Annotated in this window: 20 protein-coding genes; 16 read left to right on the top strand and 4 right to left on the bottom strand. The window is 40.1% G+C overall.

Going from position 1 to position 25808, the window contains the following annotated elements; translation table 11 throughout:
* Window positions 1–101 precede the first annotated feature (101 nt).
* The 4 genes from AAC026_RS03380 to AAC026_RS03395 are packed head-to-tail and all read left to right on the top strand — an operon-like array spanning window position 102 to window position 4793.
* Window positions 102–1358 carry an SUMF1/EgtB/PvdO family nonheme iron enzyme gene (locus AAC026_RS03380; protein ID WP_339695042.1) on the top strand — a complete coding sequence of 419 codons (1257 nt, stop codon included), beginning with the start codon at window positions 102–104 and terminating at the stop codon, window positions 1356–1358.
* A gap of 41 nt (window positions 1359–1399) precedes the next feature.
* Entirely contained in the window at window positions 1400–2212 is an 813-nt protein-coding gene (gene gldL / locus AAC026_RS03385; RefSeq protein WP_339607865.1) for a gliding motility protein GldL, read from the top strand.
* Window positions 2213–2223: 11 nt separating this feature from the next.
* Window positions 2224–3828 (top strand): gliding motility protein GldM, encoded by a 1605-nt coding sequence (gene gldM, locus AAC026_RS03390; RefSeq protein ID WP_339695044.1) that lies wholly within the window; start codon window positions 2224–2226, stop codon window positions 3826–3828.
* A 2-nt stretch (window positions 3829–3830) separates the two neighbouring features.
* Complete coding sequence (locus AAC026_RS03395) at window positions 3831–4793, top strand: hypothetical protein (protein ID WP_339607867.1); 963 nt, start codon at window positions 3831–3833, stop codon at window positions 4791–4793.
* A 32-nt stretch (window positions 4794–4825) separates the two neighbouring features.
* Here the strand turns inward: AAC026_RS03395 and uvrC are convergent, their stop codons facing one another.
* Genes uvrC through AAC026_RS03410 form a run of 3 tightly spaced genes read right to left on the bottom strand, consistent with a single transcriptional unit; the run spans window position 4826 to window position 11441 of the window.
* Window positions 4826–6631 carry an excinuclease ABC subunit UvrC gene (uvrC, locus tag AAC026_RS03400; protein ID WP_339695046.1) on the bottom strand — a complete coding sequence of 602 codons (1806 nt, stop codon included), beginning with the start codon at window positions 6629–6631 and terminating at the stop codon, window positions 4826–4828.
* Window positions 6632–6639: 8 nt separating this feature from the next.
* Window positions 6640–8961 carry a transglycosylase domain-containing protein gene (locus tag AAC026_RS03405; protein WP_339695048.1) on the bottom strand — a complete coding sequence of 774 codons (2322 nt, stop codon included), beginning with the start codon at window positions 8959–8961 and terminating at the stop codon, window positions 6640–6642.
* Between the two features lie 2 nt (window positions 8962–8963).
* Window positions 8964–11441, bottom strand: a complete 2478-nt coding sequence (locus AAC026_RS03410) for a hypothetical protein (RefSeq protein ID WP_339695050.1) — start codon at window positions 11439–11441, stop codon at window positions 8964–8966.
* A gap of 198 nt (window positions 11442–11639) precedes the next feature.
* Between AAC026_RS03410 and AAC026_RS03415 the strand changes: the two genes are divergently transcribed.
* The 12 genes from AAC026_RS03415 to AAC026_RS03470 all read left to right on the top strand — a co-directional run bounded on the left by AAC026_RS03415 (window position 11640) and on the right by AAC026_RS03470 (window position 20179).
* Complete coding sequence (locus AAC026_RS03415; RefSeq protein WP_339608357.1) at window positions 11640–12497, top strand: M23 family metallopeptidase; 858 nt, start codon at window positions 11640–11642, stop codon at window positions 12495–12497.
* A 28-nt stretch (window positions 12498–12525) separates the two neighbouring features.
* Window positions 12526–12951 (top strand): polymer-forming cytoskeletal protein, encoded by a 426-nt coding sequence (locus tag AAC026_RS03420; protein ID WP_339608359.1) that lies wholly within the window; start codon window positions 12526–12528, stop codon window positions 12949–12951.
* Between the two features lie 34 nt (window positions 12952–12985).
* Window positions 12986–13210 carry an AtpZ/AtpI family protein gene (locus tag AAC026_RS03425; RefSeq protein WP_339608361.1) on the top strand — a complete coding sequence of 75 codons (225 nt, stop codon included), beginning with the start codon at window positions 12986–12988 and terminating at the stop codon, window positions 13208–13210.
* A gap of 28 nt (window positions 13211–13238) precedes the next feature.
* Window positions 13239–13640 (top strand): hypothetical protein, encoded by a 402-nt coding sequence (locus tag AAC026_RS03430; RefSeq protein WP_339695051.1) that lies wholly within the window; start codon window positions 13239–13241, stop codon window positions 13638–13640.
* A 3-nt stretch (window positions 13641–13643) separates the two neighbouring features.
* Complete coding sequence (gene atpB, locus AAC026_RS03435; RefSeq protein WP_339608365.1) at window positions 13644–14681, top strand: F0F1 ATP synthase subunit A; 1038 nt, start codon at window positions 13644–13646, stop codon at window positions 14679–14681.
* A 35-nt stretch (window positions 14682–14716) separates the two neighbouring features.
* Complete coding sequence (gene atpE / locus AAC026_RS03440) at window positions 14717–14983, top strand: ATP synthase F0 subunit C (RefSeq protein ID WP_339608366.1); 267 nt, start codon at window positions 14717–14719, stop codon at window positions 14981–14983.
* Between the two features lie 68 nt (window positions 14984–15051).
* Entirely contained in the window at window positions 15052–15555 is a 504-nt protein-coding gene (locus AAC026_RS03445) for a F0F1 ATP synthase subunit B (RefSeq protein ID WP_339608368.1), read from the top strand.
* Between the two features lie 9 nt (window positions 15556–15564).
* A complete protein-coding gene (atpH, locus tag AAC026_RS03450) occupies window positions 15565–16122 on the top strand; it encodes an ATP synthase F1 subunit delta (RefSeq protein ID WP_339695053.1) in 558 nt (185 codons plus the stop codon).
* 27 nt (window positions 16123–16149) lie between these two features.
* A complete protein-coding gene (gene atpA, locus AAC026_RS03455) occupies window positions 16150–17724 on the top strand; it encodes a F0F1 ATP synthase subunit alpha (protein WP_339608372.1) in 1575 nt (524 codons plus the stop codon).
* A 25-nt stretch (window positions 17725–17749) separates the two neighbouring features.
* A complete protein-coding gene (gene atpG, locus AAC026_RS03460; protein ID WP_339695055.1) occupies window positions 17750–18625 on the top strand; it encodes an ATP synthase F1 subunit gamma in 876 nt (291 codons plus the stop codon).
* A 100-nt stretch (window positions 18626–18725) separates the two neighbouring features.
* Complete coding sequence (locus tag AAC026_RS03465; protein ID WP_339695057.1) at window positions 18726–19565, top strand: UbiA family prenyltransferase; 840 nt, start codon at window positions 18726–18728, stop codon at window positions 19563–19565.
* Entirely contained in the window at window positions 19562–20179 is a 618-nt protein-coding gene (locus AAC026_RS03470; protein WP_339695059.1) for a methyltransferase domain-containing protein, read from the top strand. Before AAC026_RS03465 ends, AAC026_RS03470 begins: the two co-directional genes overlap by 4 nt.
* Here AAC026_RS03470 and AAC026_RS03475 read toward each other — a convergent pair.
* The gene (locus AAC026_RS03475) at window positions 20166–25709 is read right to left on the bottom strand and encodes a hypothetical protein (RefSeq protein ID WP_339695060.1); all 5544 of its coding nucleotides are present in this window, start codon (window positions 25707–25709) and stop codon (window positions 20166–20168) included. The genes AAC026_RS03470 and AAC026_RS03475 overlap by 14 nt on opposite strands.
* Between the last annotated feature and the right edge of the window lie 99 nt (window positions 25710–25808).

Consider the following 25808-nt stretch of genomic DNA (forward strand, 5'->3'; position numbering starts at 1 on the left):
TGGATTAATGAATAGAAAATACTATTTTTCGCGCTTTATTTAATTGATTGGCAATAAGATAAGCAGGCGGTCAGTTAAATAAAAACAAGAATTAGCTATCAATGAGGAGAATATACGCTGGGTTTGCGATTTTAATGGTTGTCTCTTTATCTACTGGTTGCTCTATGTTTAAGGGCTTTCTAGGTGGTGGAGGCATGAGTAAGGTAGAAAAACTTAATGCCGAAGGGCAGTTAATGGGGGTGCCTGATCGAGAAGGATGGTACCAAGAAACACCTTACGGAATGGTTCAGATTCCTGGAGGAACATTTTTCATGGGTCAAGCCGATGAAGATGTTGCTGCATCTCAAATCAACTTCAACCGACAAATAACTGTCAGTTCATTTCTGATGGACTCAGAAGAAATTACAAACAACGAGTATCGTCAGTTTTTGAATTTTATCGATACCATTTCCCAAGACCCTAACGAACAATACTGGACACAGCAAGTAAAGCAAGATGTTACTCCAAACCCTAATGTTTGGGATACAGAGTTTGCCTATCATATGGGTGATAAAATGACCCAATACTATTTTAGTCATCAGGCTTTTGATGATTACCCAGTAGTAGGAATTAGCTGGGAGTCTGCATCTAAATTTGCTGAGTGGAGAACCGAACACTTGAACATTGGTCGTGAAGACGATTATTTTGGAACTGGTGGCGGGGGCCTTTTTGGAGGTAAAAAGAACAAAAATGCCGACCCTGCTGGAGTTCAAGGCTTAGGTGGCCCAGGTCAATTAGGTGCACAACCTCAAACGAATCAAGGACAGGGAAATCAAACAAATACAACTTTTAAAAGCACACTACCTGTAGAAGCACGTTACCCTAATTTCAGATTGGCCACGGAGGCCGAATGGGAATATGCTGCAAGAGGAGGACGTGAAATTATTAAATACCCTTGGGGTGGCCCATATACTAAAAACAAGAGCGGTTGCTTTTTAGCGAACTTTAAACCTGGAAGAGGTAATTATGACGATGACGGATATCCGTATACTGCTCCAGTTAACTCTTTCCTTCCAAATGGTTTTAACCTGTATAATATGGCAGGTAACGTTGCCGAATGGTGTTTAGATGACTTTTCACCAATATATAACCCATTGGTTTGGGATTTGAACCCACTATTCCTTTATAAAGACAATGAAACAGGCAATCCGCACTACGGTAAAAAAGTAGTAAGAGGTGGCGCTTGGAATGATATATCTTATTACCTGCAAACAGGAACACGTACTTACGAATACAGAGATGTAGAATCTGCCAGTATTGGTTTTAGATGTGCAATGGACTACCTAGGACGTGCAGGTGATGACTTCGGAACCAATTAACCAAATTTTAACCAAATAACTTCAACCTTATTAATACGCATATGGCTAACAAATCATTTTCAGAGAAATTTTATGGCGACATAATGCCCAAAATATATGGGCTAGGAGCTGCGGTAGTAATTGTAGGAGCAATGTTTAAGCTAGAAGGCTGGGCAGGTGCAACTCCAATGCTAATTACAGGTTTGAGCGTAGAAGCATTAATTTTTGCTTTTAGTGCTTTCGAACCAAAATCAACAGATTATACTAAAAAATTATACGAGGCAAATTCAGCAGGAGTTAGCCCTAGCGATCAAGGCGGTAAAGACGAGATAAGTCTTGGTAAAATTCTTAAAGAAGCTGCCGTAAGTAAGGAAAGCCTCAAACAATTTGGTGAAGGAATGACCACCCTTGCAGCCAATGCTAAAGGAATGTCAGATATGTCAAATGCTGTTTCTGCAACAAATGCATATGCTGATAGTGCGAAAAAAGCATCTGAAAGCTTAGGTAAAATTAATCAAAGCACAACAGTAACAGCCACTGCCATGGCGCAAATGGCCGAAGCAGCAAAAGGAGCAGGTGAAATTCAGTCGCAGTTAAAAACTTCGGTAGGATCCTACCAAACACAATTGCAAAATGCTTCAGTTCAGCTAGACGCTTTGAATAAAGTATACAAAGAAGAATTGAACGATTCACAAGCACACGTGAAGGCGATCAAATCTTTCTATGCAAATATTGATACTGCCTTAGCAGGTGTATCTGCTGCAACTAAAGAAGCAGAAGAATTTAAAGCTCAAATGGGCAAGTTGAATACCAATGTGAATTCACTTAACAAAGTGTATGGCGCAATGTTGTCAGCAATGAAATCATCAAACTAAACTGATCTATTATGGCAGGAGGTAAAGAAACCCCAAGGCAGAAGATGATCGGTATGATGTACCTCGTACTGACAGCTCTTTTGGCCTTGCAAATTAAAGATACAGTACTTGAAAAGTTTGTATTAATGGAGGCAGGCTTGGAGACTTCAAATGAAGTGTATGCAACAAGCAACGCCCAAGTATTGACCAGCATTGACAAGGCAGCTAAAGATCAGGGAAGTAAAGACACTGATATTGCTGTTGTTAATGCAGCAAAACAAGTTCGTCAAAAGACAATCGATATTGTTGAGTACCTAGCAGGTATTAAACAAGAGGTTGGATTGAAGTCTTCTGGTGGCGATAAAGATGCTATTTATGAAAGAAGTACTCTAAAGAAGTATGAAGAACCATCTCACTATTTAGTGGAGCAAAAAAAGGCAGATGAAATTAAAACTCGTTTGGACGCTTATAATGATGAGATGAAGTCAACTTTGGCTCAAATAGGAATCAATAAGAATTGGCAATCACTTGCACTAGATGCTAGCGAAATCGAATTCTACAAGAACAATCCTGAAGAAAAGAACAAGGATTTTGCAAACTTGAACTTTTACAAAACACCTTTGGCAGCTGTTTTGGCTCAACTTACTTTCTATGAAAATCAAATTTATGCCCGTGAATCTGAGGCGTTAGGTTTGTTAGGAGGAAGAGTAGGAGCAACAGCCGTAAAAGGATTTGACCAAATTACAGGAACTGTTTTGCCAGTATCAAATGTGGTTACTGCGGGAACTGAGTTTGAAGCTGAACTTTTCTTAACAGCATCTAACTCAGCGTTAGAGCCTACAATGACTTATAACGGTTCAAAACTGACAGTTGAAAACGGCAGGGGAAAAATCAAATTCAGAGCTTCAGCAACAAACTATGTGGATAACATGTCCAAACAAAAGTTTGAAGCTAACATCCAGTACAATGATGGTGGAGAGATTAAAACTGTACCAATTGTACATGAGTATATGGTAGCTAAGCCCGTGATAGAGGTAAAGGCTGAAGCGATTCAGAACTTATATCAGAACTCTGCAAACGTACTCCAAATCAATGTACCTTCATTGGGGCCTGCCTATAATCCTTCTTTTACGGTAAAGGGAGCTGAGCAACGTGCGGGTTCAAAAAAAGGTGAAGTAGTAGTAATTCCAACTACAGGTACTAGAAACGTAACAATTGGCGTTAGTAGTGGTGGAGCATTTATTGATAACACGTCTTTTACTGTGAAATCAATACCAAGGCCTAAGTTTGAGGTTAAGGTTGACGGGAAAGACTATAATGCCGAAAGTGGTTACAATGGTATTCCCAATAAGCTTAGTTTGATTTTAGTGCCTGATGAGGACTTTCTAAAAAACTTCAAATCTGATGCTAACTTCTTTATTTCTAAAGGTAAAGTAATGTTGATTCAGAATAATCGTCAGAGTGGTACTATAAATATAGACGCAGCTACAACAGATGTTGATTTAGCACCTTTGAAATCTAGAATGAGAGCAGGCGATAGATTGCGAGTTATTGTAGAAGAATATACGCGTTTGAACTTTGCCAATCAGAAAGAAGTGGTGAAGTACAGCGATGGACAAGAAATAAATATTAATTAATTATGAGAACTCTCTCAGCAATTTGTTTTTTACTCTTAGTGAGTGCCAGTAGTTTTGGTCAAGCCAATTCCAATGGAACCGCACCTATTGATAGTGTGCAAAACTCAAGAAGGTATAATATCAACTCCGTTAGACCCATTAGAAGTGAGGACGTAATGTTCAGCATTCGAGTATGGTCTAAAATGGATCTGAGAGAGAAATCTAATGAAGGCTGGAATTCCAGGTATTCTAAAATTGTTGAAATCATTTTCGAAGGGATTGATCTTTGGTACAACTCTGCAGAGGGAGAAGGAATTGCTCCTTACAACCCTTTAACACAGGGCTTCGATGATTCAGACTTATTATCGGATAGAAATGCTTATACCGATAGAGTAATCATTGATGGAACCAAAGGTGAAGATGCTACTTTGGATGAGATTGACAGATGGAAAACTGAAGCGATAACTCGTGGTGTTGAACCTGATGCTTATGTGCAACAGAAGACACAAGAGAAACTTGCTCCAGATTCTATTCCAAAAGATAGGATTTCAATGCTTGAAATTGAGGAAGACTTAATTTTTGATAGAAACCGATCTGTACCGATTTGGGATGTTCAGTCTGTAAAGATTGTTGCACAGTCTGATATTGCTGGAGGTGTTGAAAAGGAGATGGTAAGAGTTAAGTACAAAGACTTGGTAGCTTACTTGGATAAAGTGTATCGTGAGAGTGTAGCAAATAAAGAGGCGAACGTTAGAGCGTTTTGGTTCAACCCAAGAAACCCAAGAAACTTTGATATTAGCTTAACCAATGCTTTTGATATGCGATTGTTCAGTTCAAATATCGTTAAGTTCTCTAACCCAAGTGATGCAGCCATGGAGCAGTTCTTTGAAGCACAGATTACAGCAGGAAAGAGAAATTTGATGGAAATATCGAGAGACTTCAGATACCAACTATTAGAGACAATGCATAACCTTTGGGAATACTAAATAAGGTTTGATTTATAAATTGGAAAGGAGGCTTAGGCCTCCTTTTTTTGTTGGAAGAAGTTTTGGATTCTTTTCGCTCGACTCTCTCCTGCAATAGCTGATAGTTCTTCAAAACTGGCAGCCTCAATTCCGCTCATGGTGCGAAACTCTTTGAGCAGTTTGTCTACCGTAAACCTTCCAATCCCCTTTACATTTTCAAGCTCAAAGTTAAAGCTGTTTTTACTTCTTAAGTCGCGGTGGAAGGTAATTGCAAAGCGGTGAGCCTCATCTCTAAGTTTCTGAATTAATCGGAGAGATTCTGATTTTTTATCGATGTGGAGCGGGAAGGAATCCTCTGGAAAATAGATTTCTTCAAGCCTTTTGGCAATACCAATAATGGGTATTTCACCATAAATGCCTAGGCTTTTCAAGGCATCGCAAGCGGCACTTAATTGACCCTTGCCTCCATCTATAACAATGAGTTTTGGTAAGGGCTGTTTTTCCTCCAGAAGACGTTTGTATCGTCTGCCTACAACTTCAGTCATTGATGCAAAATCATCTGGGCCGATAACGGTTTTGATTTTATAATGGCGATAGTCTTTTTTTGACGGCCGTCCCATTTTGAAACAGACCATTGACGCTACTGGGTTTGTTCCTTGTATGTTTGAGTTATCAAAGCATTCAATGTGCACAGGCAATTCTTTCAATTGAAGATCTTTTTGCAACTGTTTCAATACTCGGTTTCCTTTGTCCTTTACATTGTCTAGTGATTGATATTTTTCTTTTTTAGCGAAGAGCGAATTCTTTAATGATAACTCTACCAATTTACGCTTGTCGCCAATTTGAGGAACTACAGGCTGGAAGGTTTCAGAACCTAGGTCCAAAGGCTTATTGGTAAGAATTTCTTTGGTTATGCTTTGGTAGCGGTCTCGCATATCCACCAACATAAGTGAAAGAATTTCTTCGTCCGTCTCGTTAAGTTTCTTCTTAATCTCGTTGGTTTTGGAAAGATTAATCATTCCATTTTTAATGCGGATGTAATTAACAAATGCATACTTTTCGTCCGATACAATTGTGAATACATCTACATCTGTAAGTTTTGGGCTTACTATAACCGACTTAGAATGGAAGTCATCTACTAACTCCAGCTTTTCTTTAAACCCTTGGGCTTTTTCAAACTGCAATTGGGCGGCTGCTTCTTGCATTCGCTCTTTGAAATAGCTTTTGGGAAGCCCCAAGTTTCCTTTCAGAATATTTAATGCTTGATCAACATCTTTGAGGTAGTCTTCTTCACTTTGAAAACCTTCACATGGGCCCTGACAATTTCCTATGTGATACTCTAAGCAAACTTTGAACTTGCCTTTAGCGATATTTTCTTGCGATAAGTCAAAGCGGCAAGTGCGTAAAGTGAACAAAGAGTTAATTAGCTTCAGTACATTGTTCATGGCCTTTACATTGGTGAAAGGGCCAAAGTATCTTCCTAAAGAAGGAATTAGTTTACGAGTGCTATATATTCTCGGAAATCGTTCATTAGAAACGCACAGATACGGAAAGGTTTTATCATCCTTGAGTAGGATATTGTACTTAGGTTGGTTTTGCTTGATCAGATTGTTCTCGAGCAAGAGGGCATCAAATTCTGAATTGACGAGTACAATTTCGATACTGTCAATTTCACTGACCATACGGATGGTCTTTTGACTGTGCTGTGCCGATTTATTGAAGTAACTCGATACGCGCTTCTTTAATGATTTTGACTTCCCAACATAGATAAGGGTGTTTTCAGTATTGTAATACCGATAGACACCCGGGTTATCGGGTAATTTTAAAATGTCTTTTGTTGAAAAGCGTATCGCTTCCATTTACCAGTTTAATAAATTTCTGGATCATAAATGGTGGAACCCGAAGTGGTATCCTGCGGTACAAGTATGTCTTGAAACTTCTGACAGTCAATTTCCATTTGAAGATTGGTAGGGCGTTCAAAAATACCTTTTTGAAGGTTTATGGAAGTATCCTTGTATACTTTTTCAAAGAATCGACCTACAATTGGAAGGGCGGTTCTTGCTCCCTGTCCATCAGGCCAATTTCTAAAATGGATAGCGCGATCATCTCCACCTACCCAAGCACCTGCCACTAAATCTTTGGTTACGGCCATAAACCAACCATCAGAAGCATTTTGTGTAGTACCTGTTTTAGAACCTATTGAGTTTTCAGTTTGGTTAAAATTGGTGATTTTGTATTCACTCCACAGCCTGATACCAGAACCATTTGTAGTATTTTCTTGTAGCATATTTAGCATTACATAGGCTACATCTTCGCTAATCGCTCTTTTCTTTTGAGGCACCTTGCTCCAAATAACGTTACCAAAACGGTCTTCAATTTTAGTCACATAATGAGCTTCTATGTGTGTTCCTTTATTGGCGAAGGTACCAAAAGCCGAAACCATTTCTTTTACCGAAACATCTACAGTGCCAAGTGCTATAGAATAGAATGGGCCTATCTCCGATTCAACCCCTAACCTTCCCGCCATTTTAGAGACGTTATCAGGTTTAACAATGTCCATTACCCTTGCAGAAATGGAGTTCACGGATTTTGCCATGGCGGTTTTCATGGTCATTTTTTCGCCACTGAATTTGTTATCAGAGTTTTGAGGAGACCATGAGTTCTGCCCAGAAATTTTAATTGTTATGGGCTGGTCTTCAAATTCGTAACATGGGGAAAAGCCTTTTTCAACGGCTGTTGCATATAAGAATGGTTTAAACAAAGAACCCGCTTGTCTTTTCCCCAATCTTACATGGTCAAATTTGAAATACTCGTAATTTATTCCTCCTACCCAAGCTTTAATTTCACCATTGTGTGGGTCGGCAGCCATAAAGCCTGCTTGTAAAAAGTGTTTGTAATATTTTAGTGAGTCCATTGGGCTCATTAGCGTATCTATCTCTCCTTTCCACGAAAATACTTTCATCGGAACTTTCTTATTCAAATAGTAATCAATTGAATCGGAGCCTTTACCATATTCTTTCTCCAAGCTTCTATACCTTTCGGTTCTAAGTAGTATCTTTTCTATAAAGTCTTTGATTACTCGGCCTTGATCATCAATCCAAGGTTCACGTATATTACCATTGTCGTCTTTCAATTTATTGAAGAAACTGGCCTGCACTTGACGCATGGTACTGTCCACTGCTTGTTCTGCATAGCGCTGCATTCTGCTATCAATAGTGGTATATATTTTTAGGCCATCGGCAAACAGATCGTAGCCTAAATCCCTGGCAATTACGATAAGGTCTTTCTGTACTTCAGCTCTAAAATATTGACCAGGTCCAAAGTTTTGATCTTGGGCGTTGTAGTCAAGTACAATGTCTTGGGGTGCTAAAGTGTCATAAGCCACTTTATCTAAATAACCGTACCTCACCATTTGGCTTAGCACTACATTCCTTCTCGATTTTGAGTTTTCAGGGTTCCTTAAGGGGTTGTAACGGGTTACTGCTTTCTGAAGGCCAACCAAAACTGCTGCTTCTTCAACATTGAGTTGTTTTGGCTTTTTATTAAAGAAACTTTCCGCGGCCGACTGTATTCCAAACGTGTTGTTTCCAAAGCTCACTTGGTTAAAATACATGGCCATCAGTTCGTCCTTAGTATATGATCTTTCTAAACGAACTGCCAAAATCCATTCTTTGGTTTTATATATTAATTGATCTAGAAGACGGTTAACACCTTCTAACTTTCCTTTTTCATCTTCTTCAATAACACGTGTATCAAATAAGTTTTTGGCCAATTGCTGAGTTACTGTACTTCCTCCTCCTTGGCGGTTGAAGGTTATTACCCCAAAAGCTGCCCTTAACATACTGCGCAGGTCAATTCCTGAGTGGCTGTTGAAGCGAATATCTTCTGTTGCTTTTAGGGCATTGATTAGGTTAGGCCCCAATTGGTCGTAAGTAACTGGATTTCGATTGTCTCTATAATAAGCACCTAGAATTTCATCATCTGCACTAAAAAGCAGGGAACTTAGGTTTTGCTCAGGATTTTCCAATTGGCTATAGCTAGGTAGCTCGCCAAATAAATCTCCAGCATTGCTGCTTACCATCCAGATGTAGACAGGGAAGCCCACAAAAACTAGAAAGAAGCCTACCCAAAGGAGTATGGTTAATTTTTTGAGAATTTTTTTGTCACCTTTATTTTCTTCCTTGGCCATGTCTATTGATAGAATGTATTATGAAATCTGAGGTAAGCTTCTAACTCTTTGGTTTGAAAGAGCATCTGAAAGTTATCTCGTGATATTGCAAAATTATTAAAATTTGAATCGACTTCTATTGTGAAGTCTGTTAAAGCTTTTTTAAAGGCCCTATGATAGGCCTCTACTGTTTTTTTGTCTTCAAATGAATTGATGAATATGATACCCAGCTTTTTGCTAGTATCAAATTCTAATTGTCCAACGCTCAGTTTTAAATGTGTGAATGAGCTTTTGTTGAAGTTTTCAATTGCCGTTTTCAAATCTGCAGATTTTGTTACTTCATTATTATAAACAATCGCTACGAGATGAAGTTGTTTAAAATCTTCGCTGTATTCAAAATCTTCGCTCCTCACTATGGTTTCTTTTATAGGGTTAACCGCTATTAAAAGATCCTTGGCGTAATTGGTTAAACGGCCTTCTGGGTATTTGTTTACAAAAGCTTTTAAGGCTTCTTCATAAGAAAATAAGCTTTCTGTTTTGCCCTTTAATATGGCTGAAAGTAATTCTACAGTAGGAAGAAAGTCAACGTCTTCGAAGGATTGCAAGGCGCCTCGTATAATTTGATCGGCCTTTACATACTCACCGTTTTCATAAGCGTTATAGGCCGATGCATATACTTTTTGCAATGCTTTATTTCGTGCTTCCTTTTCAGCCAAATAGTTTGGGTTGATAAGCGTTTTGGCAATTAATGATTCTGGGAAAGCATCAATAATTTGCTGCTTGTAGTTTTGGGCTTGGTTGGGGTCCGATTCTAAGTAAATGGTATACAGTGCAAAAAGAGCATCTAGCTTATATTCAGTATTAGGGTATTTTTGAAGAAGAGTTTTGTAGCTGCCAGCTGCTTTGGCATCTTTTTCTAACCCAAACCTATACACTGAACCAAGCTTGAAATGGGCTTCTTGAATTTCTAAATTCAATTTTTCTTTGGCTTCTGGTGTGGTTGGAATATTGGCCAACAGCTCTTTTTTCTTAGCCGCTCTTCCTTCATCAGTTGGAGCTTTGTCTTCCGATTGCTCAGTGCTTTCGTCAGTAATATTTTCTTCTGTAGAGGTTTCTGTTGGCGAAGAAGCTTCTTTTGAAGAGCGTCTCCAATTATCTTCCAGCTTTCTGTTGCCCCAGCGTCTTTGAAATTCTATCGATCCTAATTCAACAGCCGCATCGTTATAGAAGTACCATTCGCTTGAAGGTGTACTTGATGCAAATCCACCTCCGCTTGATGGAGAAATAACTGAACCTGTAGAGGCGGCATTTCTTCTTTCTTCTTTTTCTAGAGCCTTGGCTTCCTTTTCTTGTTGGTTTAAATAGCTGTCAACAAAGGCATCTAAGGATATGGCAGGAAGTTCGGCCAAGGAAAGCAAGCTGTCATTTGTCTGAATAATTTTGAGCTGTGTTACAAAGTCAGTGAGCACTTCTTTTCTTTTCACATGAATTGGATAACCGTCAATATCTGCGGGCATAATGGAAACCGCGCTGTCATAATAATTACTGGCTAGCTCGAATTTCTCATAGGTGTCAAAATAGAGTTGGCCGATTCGCAAATAAGAAAGCGACTTTTGACGGGGCGAAGGTTCTTCAACCGCTACTGCTTTCAAGTAATTACCAATGGCTAAGTCATAATGAGTTTGCTTCTTTTCAAACTCTCCCATTTCATAATAAATCTTGCCTTGGTATTCTTTGTTCTTACCGTCTTTTAAAAGTTGAGCATAAAATTTCCTTACTTTTTCAATTTCCGCTGCACCATTTACCGAACTAACCTGCTGCATATTCAACTTTGCGTGAAAGGTAAGGTCATAAGGAGGAGACCCAGCAAGTGATGCTTTATAATATTCGTAAGCTTCAGCATTTTGACCTTTCTCTTGTTCTATTTGGCCTAGAATAAAGTTGATTCTCGATTTTGTTTCTTTTTTGGAAATAATTTCGGCTACTTCTTTCAAGTTGGTAGCCATGGCCTCAAAGTCTTCTTCTTTTTGATGGAAATAGGCAAGCATTACTTTATAGTTTGCCATGTTCTCATCGTCCAGCTCTTCAGTTTCTAGGTAATTAGAAACTTCTTTGGCTTTATCTTTTTCGCCAGCATCCATATAGGTTTGCATTAAGGCAATAAGCGAAGCGTGCCTAGTTGGGTCATCTTCGCTAGTTTGGTTAATGTATTGAAGGGTTTCAATGGCAAACTGAAACTGGGCTCTCAAATGCCTAATTTTACCAATTATTAAATAATTGTCGTCCGTCCAGTCACTTGATCCGTACCATTCAATTACCTGAGAAGCTTTTTTGAAAGCATCATCCAATTTGCTTTTGTTGCTTTGAATAATACTTGAATCAATATCAGGATAGATTTTTAAAATTTGGTCGTAATTATATTGGTATGAATCCTCGATTTGCTGATTTACTTCATTTAGATACTGGTTGGCATAAAAGTACCCATTATAGCGAGCGTTCATGTTTTGGTACCCCTTGGAATTACAACCTATAAAGAGCGATGTAATGGTCAGCAGCCCAAAAAATCTGGCGATATGTAAAAATCTAAATCTCAAAATCTCGTTTACCCGATTAAGGAACGAAATTAAATCTTAATTAATACAAATAAAGGAAGTGGAATATCTATTAATCTATAATTTTGTTGTCCTTATAAAATAACCGTGGCGAAGAACAAAAAAACACTCTCTAATTGGTTGAATAACAGGCACATTCTGATCATTCAGAATGAAGAGGACTTTTCGCATAAAGCAACCTATAATTTTACATATGCTAGGGTAGTCTTTTTTAGCCTAATCGCCTTTATTCTAATTTTTGTAATCAGCTTTTACTTGGTAAATACTGTTTTGGCGCAATGGTTCGACCCAACGCATGCCGAAAGAGAAACAAGAAAGGATTTGGTGACTATGAGCCTTTCCTTAGATTCATTAGCTACAGAATTGGAGAACAGAGATCTTTTTATTCAAAGTATGAAGCGAGTGCTGGATGGAGATCAGCCTACAGATGATGAAGCAATTGATGATGTAAATACTTCAAAGGTTCAGCTTTCACAAAGTTCCAGCTCTCAAGAAATTGATTCACTCTTTAAGTCTGAGTTCGAAACGGGTGGTGATTTCCTTCTGGGTCAAAGAATTGATAATATAGAGTTGAGGCAAACCTATTTGTTTTCGCCTATCAGTGGCTATGTTTCTCAGCCTTTCGACCCAAGAAATGAGCATTTTGGTATTGACGTGGTTTCAAAGAAGGACGAACCAGTAAAATGTATTGCGGATGGCACTGTAATTTTTGCTTCGTGGACGCAGGATGCAGGAAACGTAATAGCCGTTCAGCACAAAGAGAATTTAATTTCTGTTTATAAACATAATTCTGCCTTAACTAAAGAGGTGGGCAATTTCATCAGCGCTGGCGAAATTTTGGCCATTATTGGAAATACAGGAGAGCTAACTAATGGGCCACATTTGCATTTTGAACTTTGGTACAACGGAAGTGCTGTGAATCCTGAAGATTTCATCGTATTTTAGACCCACCCAACTCAACCATTATAGTAATATGTTTACATCTAAGGAAGAAAAAAAGGCTACCGAAGAACAAAGCAACACCAGTAATATTATTGGTAAAGACACCGTACTCGAAGGCAGTATAGAGTCGATCGGTAACATAAGAATTGAAGGCAAAATATTTGGCCACGCAAAAGCCAAGGCCAAATTGGTGATGGGCACAGAAGCTACTGTAGATGGTAATGTTACCGCCAGAACCGCTGAAATTGCTGGAACCATTAAAGGAAACATAGAGATTTCTGAGCTGCTGATTTTAAAACCCACCGCAGTAATTAAAGGCGACATTCTTACCAATAAATTGGTAGTAGAACCTGGTGCTACATTTAATGGTGGTTGTAAAATGGGGCACTTGGCTAAAGAAATTGAAATAGGAAAGCCAGCAAGCCCAGCTAGAGAAGCCGCCATTAAAAGAGCATAGTCTATCTACTGGGTTCTATTTCTTACTTTAATATATGAAGCCTAAGAAACCACCTTTTGATAAAAAGCCAGTTAATGTTTATCTCAAGTATTCGCAGTTAGGCTTACAGATGTTCCTAACCATCGGGCTTTGTGCTTGGCTGGGTTTTAAAATCGATCAATGGTATTTCGATGCTAAACCTATTTTTTTCATCATTCTATTTCTCTTAGGAGCTTTTGGTGCATTTTATCAGTTTTATAGACAAATAAAGTCGGACTGAAACCAACATAATTCGCTACCTTTGCGCGATGAATTCGATTAAAACGCAGTTACTCAGGCTTTTGGCATTTTCTGGGGTTATTCTTCTGCTAATTCTCGTGCTCGACTTTATACCATTTACCACAGCTTTAATTCACGAGAAGGCTTATGGGTTATATATATATATGACCGTTTTGAGCTTTATTTTGAGCTTTGCTACATTAACCATTATGAAAAATACTGACCAGGAGAGCTGGACAGGACTTTTTATGGGTGCTATGGTGGCAAGACTATTATTTACAGCGGGTTATATAGGAGTGGTGTTGTATTTAGGGGTAGAGAATCGACTTCTGTTAGTTATAAATCTTTTTGTTGTCTATTTGTTTTACATGGGGTTTGAAATCATGGGGTTAGTGACTAACTTGCGCGCGATTTCAAAGAAGGCTGGATAAGTAATGTTCAAAAAAAAATCAGTAGTACCAAACAAAGCGCTTTTCGTTAGTTTTCTAGCGCTATTCCTACTCTTAGTTCCCGCATTGTCTAGTGCAAAAGCGTATTCTGGCGGAGGTGAAGAAAAAGGAGCAACCGACTTTATCCTGCATCACGTTGTTGATGACCATGTTTGGCATTTCTTCGATGGTGAATACGGAACACTTTACTTACCTATTATTCTTTATTCTGAAGATAGAGGTTTAGAAGTTTTTTCATCCCATCACTTCTATGATGACCACCACGAAAAAGTAGCATACAACGGTTATGAGTTAGGTGAAGATGGCCACATTGCTGCTTTAGATGCAGGCAGACACGCCATGGACTTCTCTATCACAAAAAATACGGCCATGCTTATCCTTACAATGATTGTATTGTCATTCATTGCCTTAAGAGCAGCAAGCCACTACAAAAAGAATCCGAAAACAGCACCTAAAGGTGTGGCCTCTTTCTTAGAGCCTATTATTATATATGTAAGAGATGAAATAGCGAAGCCAAACATTGGTAAGAAGTATGAGAAGTTCATGCCTTATTTGCTCACGCTTTTCTTCTTTATTTGGTTGGGTAACCTTTTGGGTTTGATTCCTGGGGCTTCTAACCTAACTGGTAACATCGCAGTAACTTTTGTGTTGGCAGTATTTACCTTTATTGCTACAAACGTTAACGGAAACAAAGAATATTGGAAGCACGTGTTTGCAACACCAGGTGTTCCAAAACCATTACTATTAATTATGGTGCCTGTAGAGTTCATTGGTCTTTTCACAAAGCCTTTCTCTCTTATGGTGCGTTTGTTTGTAGCCATTACGGCAGGTCACATTGTAATCTTAAGTTTGATTGGTCTGGTATTTATATTCCAGTCGCATGCGGTAGGAGTGGCCAGTACTGTAATGGTAATATTTATTAATATGATCGAATTGTTGGTAGCTACAATTCAGGCGTACGTATTTACGCTTTTCTCTGCAATGTACATTGGAGCGGCTGTAGCAGACCATGATCATCACTAAGAAACTTATTTGTTCAATTTTATAAAACACGAATTATGTTAACTACAATTTTACTTACTGCAGGTTATGCTCTTATGGGCGCAGGTATTGGTGCAGGCATCGTTGCGATAGGCGCGGGTCTTGGTATCGGTAGAATCGGTGGTCAAGCAATGGAAGGTATTGCTAGACAACCTGAGGCTGCAGGAAAAATTCAAACAGCTATGTTGATCATCGCTGCTTTGATCGAGGTAGTTTCTCTGTTTGGTGTAGTAGTTTGTCTTTTGATTGCTACTAACCCAAGTGTAACAGCAGGATTCCAATAAGAACTAATCGGAGTGGCGTTAGGCCACTCCTTTTATTTGATTTGAACACAGATTTTAAAATATAAATTATGATTGCTGCGGATTTATTATCTCCAGGTCTTGGCTTAATTGTTTATCAGGCGATAGGTTTCTTAGTCCTATTGTTTATTCTAGGTAAATTTGCTTGGAAACCAATTTTAGGAGCCTTAAAAGAAAGAGAAGACAGTATTGAAAGTGCTTTACTTTCAGCCGAGCAGGCTAAAAACGAAATGCAAGCTTTGCAGGCCGATAATGAAAAACTATTGGCTGAAGCAAGAGTAGAGAGAGATAGCATTTTAAAAGAAGCAATCGCTACTGCCAATTCAATTAAAGAAGGCGCTAAAGAGGAAACCTCTAAAATTACTGCCAAAATGATTGAAGAGGCTAAAGCGGCAATTGAAATCGAAAAGAAAGCGGCACTTGCAGATGTTAAGAATCAAGTAGCCATGCTGTCTTTAGAAATTACTGAAAAACTGCTTAGAAAGCAGTTGGCTGATCAAAAAGCTCAAAAAGAGTTGATTGACGGTTTCGTAAAAGATTTGAACCTTAACTAATAGGTATAAATGTCAGAATTCAGAATTGCTTCCCGTTATGCCAAGTCACTGCTAGAGTTAGCAAGTGAGCAAGGTAAGTTGGAAGATGTGAACAAGGACATGCTGCTTTTCTCTGATGTTGTTTCAGAGAACAGGGACTTTCAGTTATTTCTGAAAAACCCAGTAGTAGCACACGACAAGAAATTGACGGTATTGAATCAGGTATTTACAGGTAAAGTTAACGACCTGACCTTGGCTATCTTTAGAATTCTAATCAAGAAACAAAGAGAGGCCTATTTACCAGCAATCGCTACAGAGTTTCACCATCAGTACAATGCAAAAATTGGAGTAGAGGAAGCTACGGTAACAACTACTTTCCCAATTGATAATGAACTCCGCAACGAGTTTAAAGAAGTGGTGAAGAAAATATCTGGAAAAGAAGTAGAGTTAACCGAGAAGATTGATGAAAATCTGATTGGTGGCTTTATCTTAAAAGTAGGTGATCGTCAAATTGATGATTCTATTAACTCAAGGCTAAAAGCCTTAAAATTGAAATTTAGTCAAAACCCTTACGTAAAGGAGTTTTAAATAATTAACACATAACTGTATCATAAAATGGCAGATGTAAGACCTGATGAGGTTTCAGCAATTTTGAGAGAGCAGCTCTCGAACTTTAAATCAGAAGCTGAATTAGAAGAAGTAGGTACCGTATTGCAAGTGGGTGATGGTGTAGCCAGAATCTACGGCTTGTCTAAAGCGCAATCGGGAGAGCTTCTTGAATTTGAAAACGGACTGAAAGCCCTAGTATTGAACCTTGAAGAGGACAATGTAGGTGCTGTATTACTTGGTGAATCAGCTGAAATCAAAGAAGGCGATACCGTTAAAAGAACAGGTAAAATCGCATCTATCAATGTAGGTGAAGGAATGGTTGGCCGTGTGGTTGACACCCTTGGTAACCCAATTGATGGTAAAGGACCTATTTCTGGCGAAACGTTTGAAATGCCATTGGAGAGAAAAGCTCCAGGGGTAATTTACAGACAGCCAGTAACTGAGCCTCTTCAAACTGGTGTTAAGGCGATTGATGCCATGATTCCAATTGGAAGAGGTCAAAGAGAATTGGTAATTGGTGACAGACAGACAGGTAAAACTGCTGTAGTTATCGATACTATTCTTAACCAAAGAGAATTCTACGAAAAAGGAGAGCCTGTATTCTGTATCTACGTTGCCGTAGGTCAAAAGGCATCTACTGTAGCAGGAGTAGTAGCAGCCCTTGAAAAAGGTGGTGCAATGGATTACACTGTTGTAGTATTGGCTTCTGCTTCTGACCCTGCTCCAATGCAGTTCTTCTCGCCAATGGCGGGTGCTGCTATCGGTGAGTACTTCAGAGATACAGGAAGACCAGCTTTAGTAATTTATGATGACCTTTCTAAGCAGGCAGTAGCTTACCGTGAAGTTTCTCTTCTTTTGAGAAGACCTCCGGGACGTGAAGCTTACCCAGGTGATGTATTCTATTTGCACTCTAGACTTTTGGAAAGAGCCGCAAAAGTGAATGATAACGATGATATTGCAGCGGCAATGAACGACCTTCCTCCTTCATTGGTAGGAAAAGTAAAAGGTGGTGGTTCATTAACAGCCCTTCCAATTATCGAAACACAAGCAGGTGACGTTTCTGCTTATATTCCAACCAACGTAATTTCAATTACAGACGGACAGATTTTCTTGGAAACTAACCTTTTCAACTCTGGTGTGCGTCCTGCAATTAACGTAGGTATCTCAGTATCAAGAGTAGGAGGTAACGCTCAAATCAAATCAATGAAGAAGGTTTCTGGAACTTTAAAGCTTGATCAAGCTCAGTTCCGTGAATTAGAAGCTTTCGCGAAATTTGGTTCTGATTTGGATGCATCTACTAAACTTACAATTGATAGAGGTAGAAGAAACCAAGAAATTCTTAAGCAAGCACAGTTTTCTCCAGCACCAGTTGAAGAGCAAGTGGCAATCATTTATGCTTCTACAAAAGGTCTTTTAGATAAAGTGCCAGTTGAGAAAGTGAGAGAATTTGAAAAAGAATTCTTGACTATAATGAGAACTTCTGAAAGAGCAGCACTTGATTTATTGAAAGCAGGTAAGCTTGACGAAGCAGCTACTTCAGCAATCGAGAAGACGGTTAAAGATTTAGCAAGTAGGTATTAATTTCATTAAGCCTAAATCGTAATAGATGGCGAATTTAAAGGAAGTAAAGGAAAGGATTAAGTCGGTATCTTCTACCCAGCAGATTACCAGAGCCATGAAAATGGTTGCTGCTGCAAAGTTGAGAAGAGCTCAGGATAAGATCATTCAGTTGAGACCTTATTCAGAGAAACTATCGGCTATTCTTGCCAATGTATCTGCTGGTAACAGCGATGAGTCTATGACCACTTACGCCCAAGAGCGTGACGTAAAAAATGTACTTATTGTGCCAGTAACCTCTGATAGAGGACTTTGTGGAGCGTTCAACTCAAATATCAACAAAGCATTAAATGTAGTAGTAAAAGCCCATGAGGGTGCAACTATTCACGTAATGCCTATTGGTAAAAAAGCGTTCGATATGTCTAAAAAGCAGAAATTCACTAACGTGACTGCTTATTGGGATATGTTCTCGAAACTGAGCTTTGAAACGGCTCGTGAGGCAGCAGAATACGCTATGAACGGTTATGTTGAGGGTAAATACGACAAAGTAATATTGGCATATAACGAGTTCAAGAACGTAGCCACTCAGGTTGTAAGAAGCGAACAGTTACTGCCTATTGTTCAGGTAGAACAAGAAGGCGAAACAACCGCTACTGGAACGGATTATATCTTCGAGCCTTCAAAGGATTTTATCATTGAAGACTTGATTCCGAAATCGTTGAAAATTCAGTTTTACAAAGCAATATTAGAATCTAATGCTTCTGAGCATGGTGCTCGAATGACGGCCATGGGTAAAGCAACCGATAACGCTGGTGATTTGCTGAAAGAACTGAAATTGATGTATAACAGAACACGTCAGGCAGCCATTACCAAAGAAATCCTAGAGATTGTAGGTGGAGCAGAAGCTTTAGCAGCCGACAACTAGAAATTCAATTGTAATAAGTAGAGAAAGCCCTTATGAGAAATCAGAGGGCTTTTTTGTTTGCTTTCGCTTCATAAGTTTCTATAAATTGAGGCTAGATAATATGAGAAAGCTTTTGACTCTTATACAGAACCTTAGCCTTGATGTTACGGCAGGCGCAGTAATTTGTAGCCTGTATGTGGCTAAGCTGTTTGAGGTACGGTTAGAAAGCTCAATGCTGGTAGGTTTGGGCGTAGCTATCTGGCTCATATATACCATAGATCATCTATTTGATGCTAAAAAGGATGGTGGCAACTCGACTAACCAACGTCATGCTTTTCACCAGAAGTACTTCAAACCAATTATATATGCTACTGCTATTGTCTTTCTCGTAGGAGTATTAAATCTGTATTACTTGCCATGGGTTACTACAAAACTTGGTTTGATTCTAGCGCTTTTGGTTTTGATTTACATTGGCTCCTTGCACCTACTTAAGCTCAACAAGACTTGGCATAAAGAGTTTTTGGCGGCTATAATCTACAGCTTTGGAATTTTTGTAGCACCGCTGAGTTTATTGAAACACTGGGATGTTTTTGTGCTGTATGTATTCGCTGTGTTTTTTCTCATTGTAGTTACCAACCTACTTGTATTTCCCATATTCGAATATAATAATGATAGAAGTAACAATACTCAGTCTATCGCAACACTTTACGGTAAGGCTTTTGTGAGAAGGCTGGCCGTTATCATTCTGGTTTTAAATGTACTGCTTATTGTTTGTGGAATGATTTATCTAAACCCAGTTATGACAGGCGCGCGGTGGCTGAACTCAGAGTATATACTGTTTATGATGACTTTGGTCTTGGCTGTACTTTTAAGGTACCCGACCTTTTTTCAGCATAAAGATAGGTACAGATGGGTTGGTGATGGCATCTTCTTTTTTCCTCTGATTTTTCTTTTACTGTGAAGAACAATTTCGATCTTATTGCTCCTGTATATGACGGCTTGGCGAAAGTTGTTTTTGGAAGAAATCTAAAGAAGATTCAAACTCATTTTTTACCCTTGATTCCGGGAAATGCCAATGTTTTGATCATCGGTGGAGGCACTGGATGGATTATCAACGAACTGTTCAACACTGATTTTAAAGGGAGGCTTACTTATGTAGAAGCCTCTGAGAAGATGATCTCCCTATCAAAAAAGAACTGTGTCAAGGACTCGGTCAACTTTATACATGGTGATGAAAGTGCTATTCCTCTTGGTCAGAAATATGATGTAATTATCACCAATTTCTTTCTAGATGTTTTTTCTGAACCGCGTTTAGATCAAGTGATGACAACGCTTTCGGAGAAATTGGATAAGGATGGAATATGGATTTGTTCAGACTTTCAGAATAATGGTCGATTTAGTCATCAGTTGTTACTGTGGCTTATGTTCAGATTTTTCAAGATAACTTCAAAGCTAGAGTCAAAATCACTCCTCAATTTTGATCTTAAGTTCAAAAAAATAGGCCATTCAAGAAGCGAAAATTTCACATTAATGAATGGCCTAATATTTTCTTCGGTTTATTCTAGCGAACAATAACCTTAAAGGTTTGTCTCTTTTGAGTCACTTTATCGGTGATAACAACCATTATTAAACCTCTACTTAACTCTTTTGTTTCCAGCTCTAGGTTTCCTGTTTCAGGTTGAAGTATTACAGATTGGCTATTGATAAGTACACCCGCACTTGAAATCATTTGCACAAGTACTTCACTTTCTGCTTCAACGTTGTATTCTAAAGTAATCAGCTCTCCTCTATTTACAGGATTAGGAAAAACGTTGAAGGTTTGAGTCGTAGTCTTTTTCTCAACAAATACCCTTTTAATTTCGGAAACGGTTGAAGTTCCATTGAAATCTGTTTGTCTAAGGCGATAGAAGTTATTACCAGATTTAGCCTCTTTGTCGATAAAGAAGTAGTTATTCACTTCGTCACTACTACCAGCCCCTACTAGTCTGTGTATGCTTTCAAAGTCTTCTCCATTTGAACTTCTCTCAATTGTGAAGTATGCATTATTGAACTCTGCTGCTGTACTCCAATCTAGTCGAACATAATCCTCATTCGTTTTTTGAGCGTCAAAAGATAATAAAGTAATAGGTAACGAGGCAGCCTGTAATGAGCCTAAGGTGAAGAACTGCGTGTCGCTTAAGTTGACTGTAAAAGTGACCGTTTTGTTGGTTGCATTGATTGAAGCTGGAGCCACCAAGGTTGCTCCTGAAGTAAAGTTACCGTCAGCATCAAGCATTAATCTTACTTGGTTTAGGTTGTTTGTACCGACACCACTTGGCCCCATTATGTCAGCCAGTTCAAAGGTTAAGTTTACATTTCCAACAGTTCCGGTTTCTTGCACATACCATTCTCTGAACAGTCGACCACTTACTTGAGAAGAATTGTATTCTGTATTACCTTCTGCTCTAGTGCCCGTTTTGGCCACATTGTCATTTCCCCAAATTAAGAATGAGTTATCTGCCGAGAATGCTCCGGCCATTTCCATAGTCACAATAGCATCATCATTTTCACTTTTTGATTTCCATTGTTGGAAACAAGAGTCATCATCACGTCCAATGCCGGCAATGTCGTTGTTGTACACTGGTTGTTCTGACCAGTCCCAAGTGATTGTGCCGGCTGATGACTGGTAGTCTTCTGTGGCGGTGCCTCCAGCGTTTCTTGTGATACCGTATTTCACTGCCAGATACGATTCAACCCTTTGTCTTTCTGTGGCGGTCAGGTCATCGGAGAACACCAATACTTCTGCTACTCTGCCACTGAACTGTGAGGCAACATTTGGGTCGGAGTGGTTTCCGATTCCGAAAGAGGCTGGCCCTGTAAGGGAGGTGTTGGTGGAAGCTGAGGAGCCTACACTGAGGGAGTTGATATAGAGCTGAATGGAGCCTGCAGCTGTGGACCTTACCCTTGTTGCAGTGGCTATAAAGGGCTCAAAGTTATTGTACACTGGCCCAGCGGTACTTCGTACATTCAGGGTTGAGTTGTTGGATGCGTTTACATGCACTCTTCCTCCTGAAATGCCCAGCCCGTAATCTGCCGATCCTCCTGAGTCGCCTCCGCCAATAATGGCTGGGGCGTCTTCAAAATTGCTGGTTGAACCTCCTGTTTGGCCTGTCTCAAAAACTGCAATCAAAGTAAAGTCTTCTGAAACGTTATTGCCTCCTGAGGTTGCCATAAATGAAGCATTGGTGGAGTTGGGGTCACTAAAGTTAATTGCTGGGTTAAAGTTTATTTGGCTGGTCAGGTATTTTGGTTCTACCGGCACTGCTCCGCCTAAATCAGCTTCACTGGCATTTCTGCCATTGGGGCTCTGATCGGCCCAAGTGTCTAGGTCAGTATTGTTTGTTGTGGTACCTGTTCCATCATCTGCTCTTAGCCATAGTGCCAAGTCTGTGGTGATTCCACCGGGGCCACAGGTTTCACGGGCGGTGCCTAATGTAAAGAAGTCTCCATCAGCAAAGTCTACATTGTTGAAGGTGATCACGTTGCCATTGAAGGTTCCTCCTGAAATGGTTGACCCGCTGGCCATAGTGGAGGTGGAAGAGGTGATCAGTTGGAAATCTGAGGCATTGGAGGAGTAGCCTAGACCTGTGAGGTCAAAAGAGACGGATGTGTTTCCAACCGATCCTGATTCGTCTACTCTCCAAATCCTTGTCATGCGTTCGGTCACATTGCCTGGTACGTCAACTGTATTTGCTCCTGACTGCAATGCACTGCCCGCATCTCTACCCCAAACTAAATAGGAGTTGTCTGCCAAGAAGTTATTGGGGTTAGTGGAGTTGTCGGAAAAGATTCCTCCGTTGCCTATAGTGACAATTGAGCCTGAGTTGGCGCTTTTTGATTGTTTCTGCTGTAAACAGGATCCGTCATCACGGGCTATGCCTGCAATGTCTCTATTGTATGTACTGTTGGTTGTGGCATTCCAAACGGTAGTACCAGATGAGTTTACATAGTTCTGTGCTGTGTTCTGGCTCAAGGTAATTCCGTATTTAATGGCCAAATAGGATTGTATCCTGTTGTGCTCTGCATCTGAAGGGCGGGCAGAGAATGAAATGACTTCAGCTATTTGCCCATCAAAGTTGTCGTTGGTGAAGGTGTTGGCGTCTAGGTTTCCTCCAATACGGTATGCCACATTGGTGGAGGTAAGCAAACTGCCGTCTATTAAGTTTGCTTGGTTTCGGCCGTTTACAAATAGCTCTGTACTGTTGTTTGCCGCATTGTTCTTAACCCCAAACATCATGGTGGTATTATTGGCTATTGCACCAAAGGCGGCCTGTGTTGTGCCCCTTCTGTAACGGGTTCCCGTTCCGCCAATGGCATGGGTTATTATCTCGTCTGCAAAGGCTCCGGTTGCTGTGCCCAGAAGCAAGCTTCCGAACTGGTTGGTTGCTCCGGCAGGCACCACAAACTCCATGATACTTTCTTGTGCCGAGGCCGAAGTATATGCGGCATCGGTATTAATGACCATGTAATAGGCGCTGGAGTTAAAACCACCACTTCCAGAGATTTCTTCGGTATTGGCTGCATCAAAATTAAGGGCGGGGTTAAAGTTGATGGAGTTGCTCTCGTAGTTGGGCTCATCGCCCGAAACTGCGGTGGCATTGTTGCTCCCGGCCTGGTCGGACCATGTGCTTACATTTGCTCCATTTGTGGTTGAGCTTGGGCCTATGTCGGCTTTGAGCCAGAGGGTCAGGTTTGAGCTTACGTCTCCGGGGGCACAATCAATAAAGCCTGTCCCAATTGTAAAGTACTGGCCGTTGGAAAGGTTTACATTGTTAAAGGTTATTGTGTTTCCTGAAATGATACCGCCCGTGATTACCGAGGCGGAAGAAAAGTCGCCATTGGAGCTGTTGCCGGCCACAAGCAAACTGTAGTCAGAGGCTCCGGGGCTGCCAGAAATACTGAGTTCATCGAGGTCAAACGAAATGGAGTTGTTGCCTGTTTCGCCTGTTTCTCCGGCACGCCAAACTCTTTCTACTCTTTGAGATACTAATGGGGGAACATCGGTAGTTTCTGTATCGGTGTCTGCGCCTCCATCATTGCCCCAGATTAACCAAGAGTCATTGGTGGTAAAGCTTCCTCCATGATCCATTGTGACTACCGAGTTGTTGTTCTCGCTTCTTGATTTGATCTGCTCAAAGGCTGAGTTGTCATCACGGCCAATGCCTGCAATATCTCTGTTGTATTCTAAAAACCCTCCAATTGATGCTGCTGAGGTGGTATTGAAGATGACGGAACCTGCTGAGTTTACATAGTTGATCGGGGTGGCCTGATCGAGTGTGATCCCGTATTTAATGGCCAAATAACTTTCAATCCTGTTGCGTTGGGTAAGCGGAAAGGCGCCCGGCTCATTACAGTAGATCATCTCTGATATTTCTCCATAATAGGAGTTGCCGCTGCTATTTGAACCGTCATCAAACCTCGTATTCCCGTCTGATCCTCCAAACTGAATTCCACCTGTATGTTGATAGAGCAGGCCTACGCTCCCAAAGGAGCCAAAACTTTGGCCATTGAGGTAGGCTGTTATGGTGCCTGTTCCTGATGAGTTTCCGTTTTCTTCAAATGTAACAATGTACTCTCTATTTGTAAATATTGGGGTGCTTATTGTGGTTACATTGCCGCTATCATTCCATGGTGATCCAGCTCCATCGTTTGCCCTGTTCCATGCGGTAAGGTGAAGGCTTCCATTACGGATATAGATATTAATCCCCCTTGTGTTTCCTCCTTGCTCAAACAATACTTGTCTTGTGTTAATATCGCTTGTACTGGTACGAAAAGCCAAGTTGATCCCCTTTCTGGTGTATGACGAGGCAGTGTTGAAGCCGTTATTATTTGCAATGTCCAAGCTGTTGTTTCCATTTCCGAATTCAGCGGTTGGGTTAAAGTTGATATTGCTGGTTGTGCTTCTGTACACCACTGTTCCCGTGCTTGAGGTGGCATCATTGTCGCCCACCCACTGGTCTTGCCAGTCGCTTATGGTGCTGCCATCTGTAGCGGTAGTAACTCCTACATTCGCCTTGAGCCATGTAGTCAAAGCGGCCTTATATCCTCCAGGTCCTACTGCCGGGGTAAGGCAATTATCTGATGAAACGGCTGCCGAAACACCTGCTACTAAATCTAATCCAGAAACAGAAGAAAGGGTATTTGTAGGAAAAGTATTAATATCGGTTAGATCAATTCCAGGAGTCGCCTCATTTGTGTCAGAAGCAAAAATAGAATAACCATAGACGACCTGATTGGGTGCAATTCCAAGCTCAGTAAATGAAACCGCTACACCCTGTACCGTTTGAGCGGCTTGTCCTGCAATCGTTCCAATGTTAATCAGTGGCAAAGGGTTTTGCCCTACTATTTGCCTTCTTAGAATCAGGTAATTATTAAATGTGCTTCCTGTCCCCGGCCAGTCAGAGGTCTCAATAAGTACAGATGAAGAATATCCGTTTGGATCACCGTTACTATCTAAGGAAGTAATAGCCGCTACTCTAATATTATCATTACCACCTCTTTCTATTATAGGGAAAACTGCATTATCAGGCTCGCAGGTAACAATACCCGTATACCAAATAGCATCTACTCGTTCAATTTGGGCCTGAATAGCATCACCAGCCAAATCATCATCATTCACTAAAATATTATCATAGCCTGCATTAATATTTCGAGTTTGATAAATGAGGTCAGCATCCGCAACGGCTCTTGGGTCTAAATCTAACTGATTGGGGGTTGTACCTGTATTGATTTGTATTAAGGTATACCAAATATTTACGAACCTACTTCCATCGGTACGTCTTAGTGCTAAGGTATCTGGAGTAAGAAAGTTATTATATGTATTACCGCCTACGATATAGCTCGTAACTTCAATGTCGTTTCCTTGACCATTGCGCACAGTATAAACGGTTGAGCCACTATTATTAATGTTGTTTCCTGCATCAGTTGGGGCAGTTTGATTGTATTGAGAATCAGGAGCAGCTGCAGAAGCTACGTTGATGGTGGTAATTGGGGACTGTCCAAGAGCTGCTTGGTTTGACCATACGATCAAACATGTAGCAAGGAATACCTTGAGCAGTTTTGGCATTAATAGAATACGTTTAGGTGAACAAAACATTAAATAAGCTCCGTCTATTTTCAAAGTACTTGATTTGCAAAAGACTTTAGCCTTTATACAAATACGAGA

Origin of the sequence: uncultured Roseivirga sp. (assembly GCF_963973945.1) — a bacterium.
Classification (GTDB): domain Bacteria; phylum Bacteroidota; class Bacteroidia; order Cytophagales; family Cyclobacteriaceae; genus Roseivirga.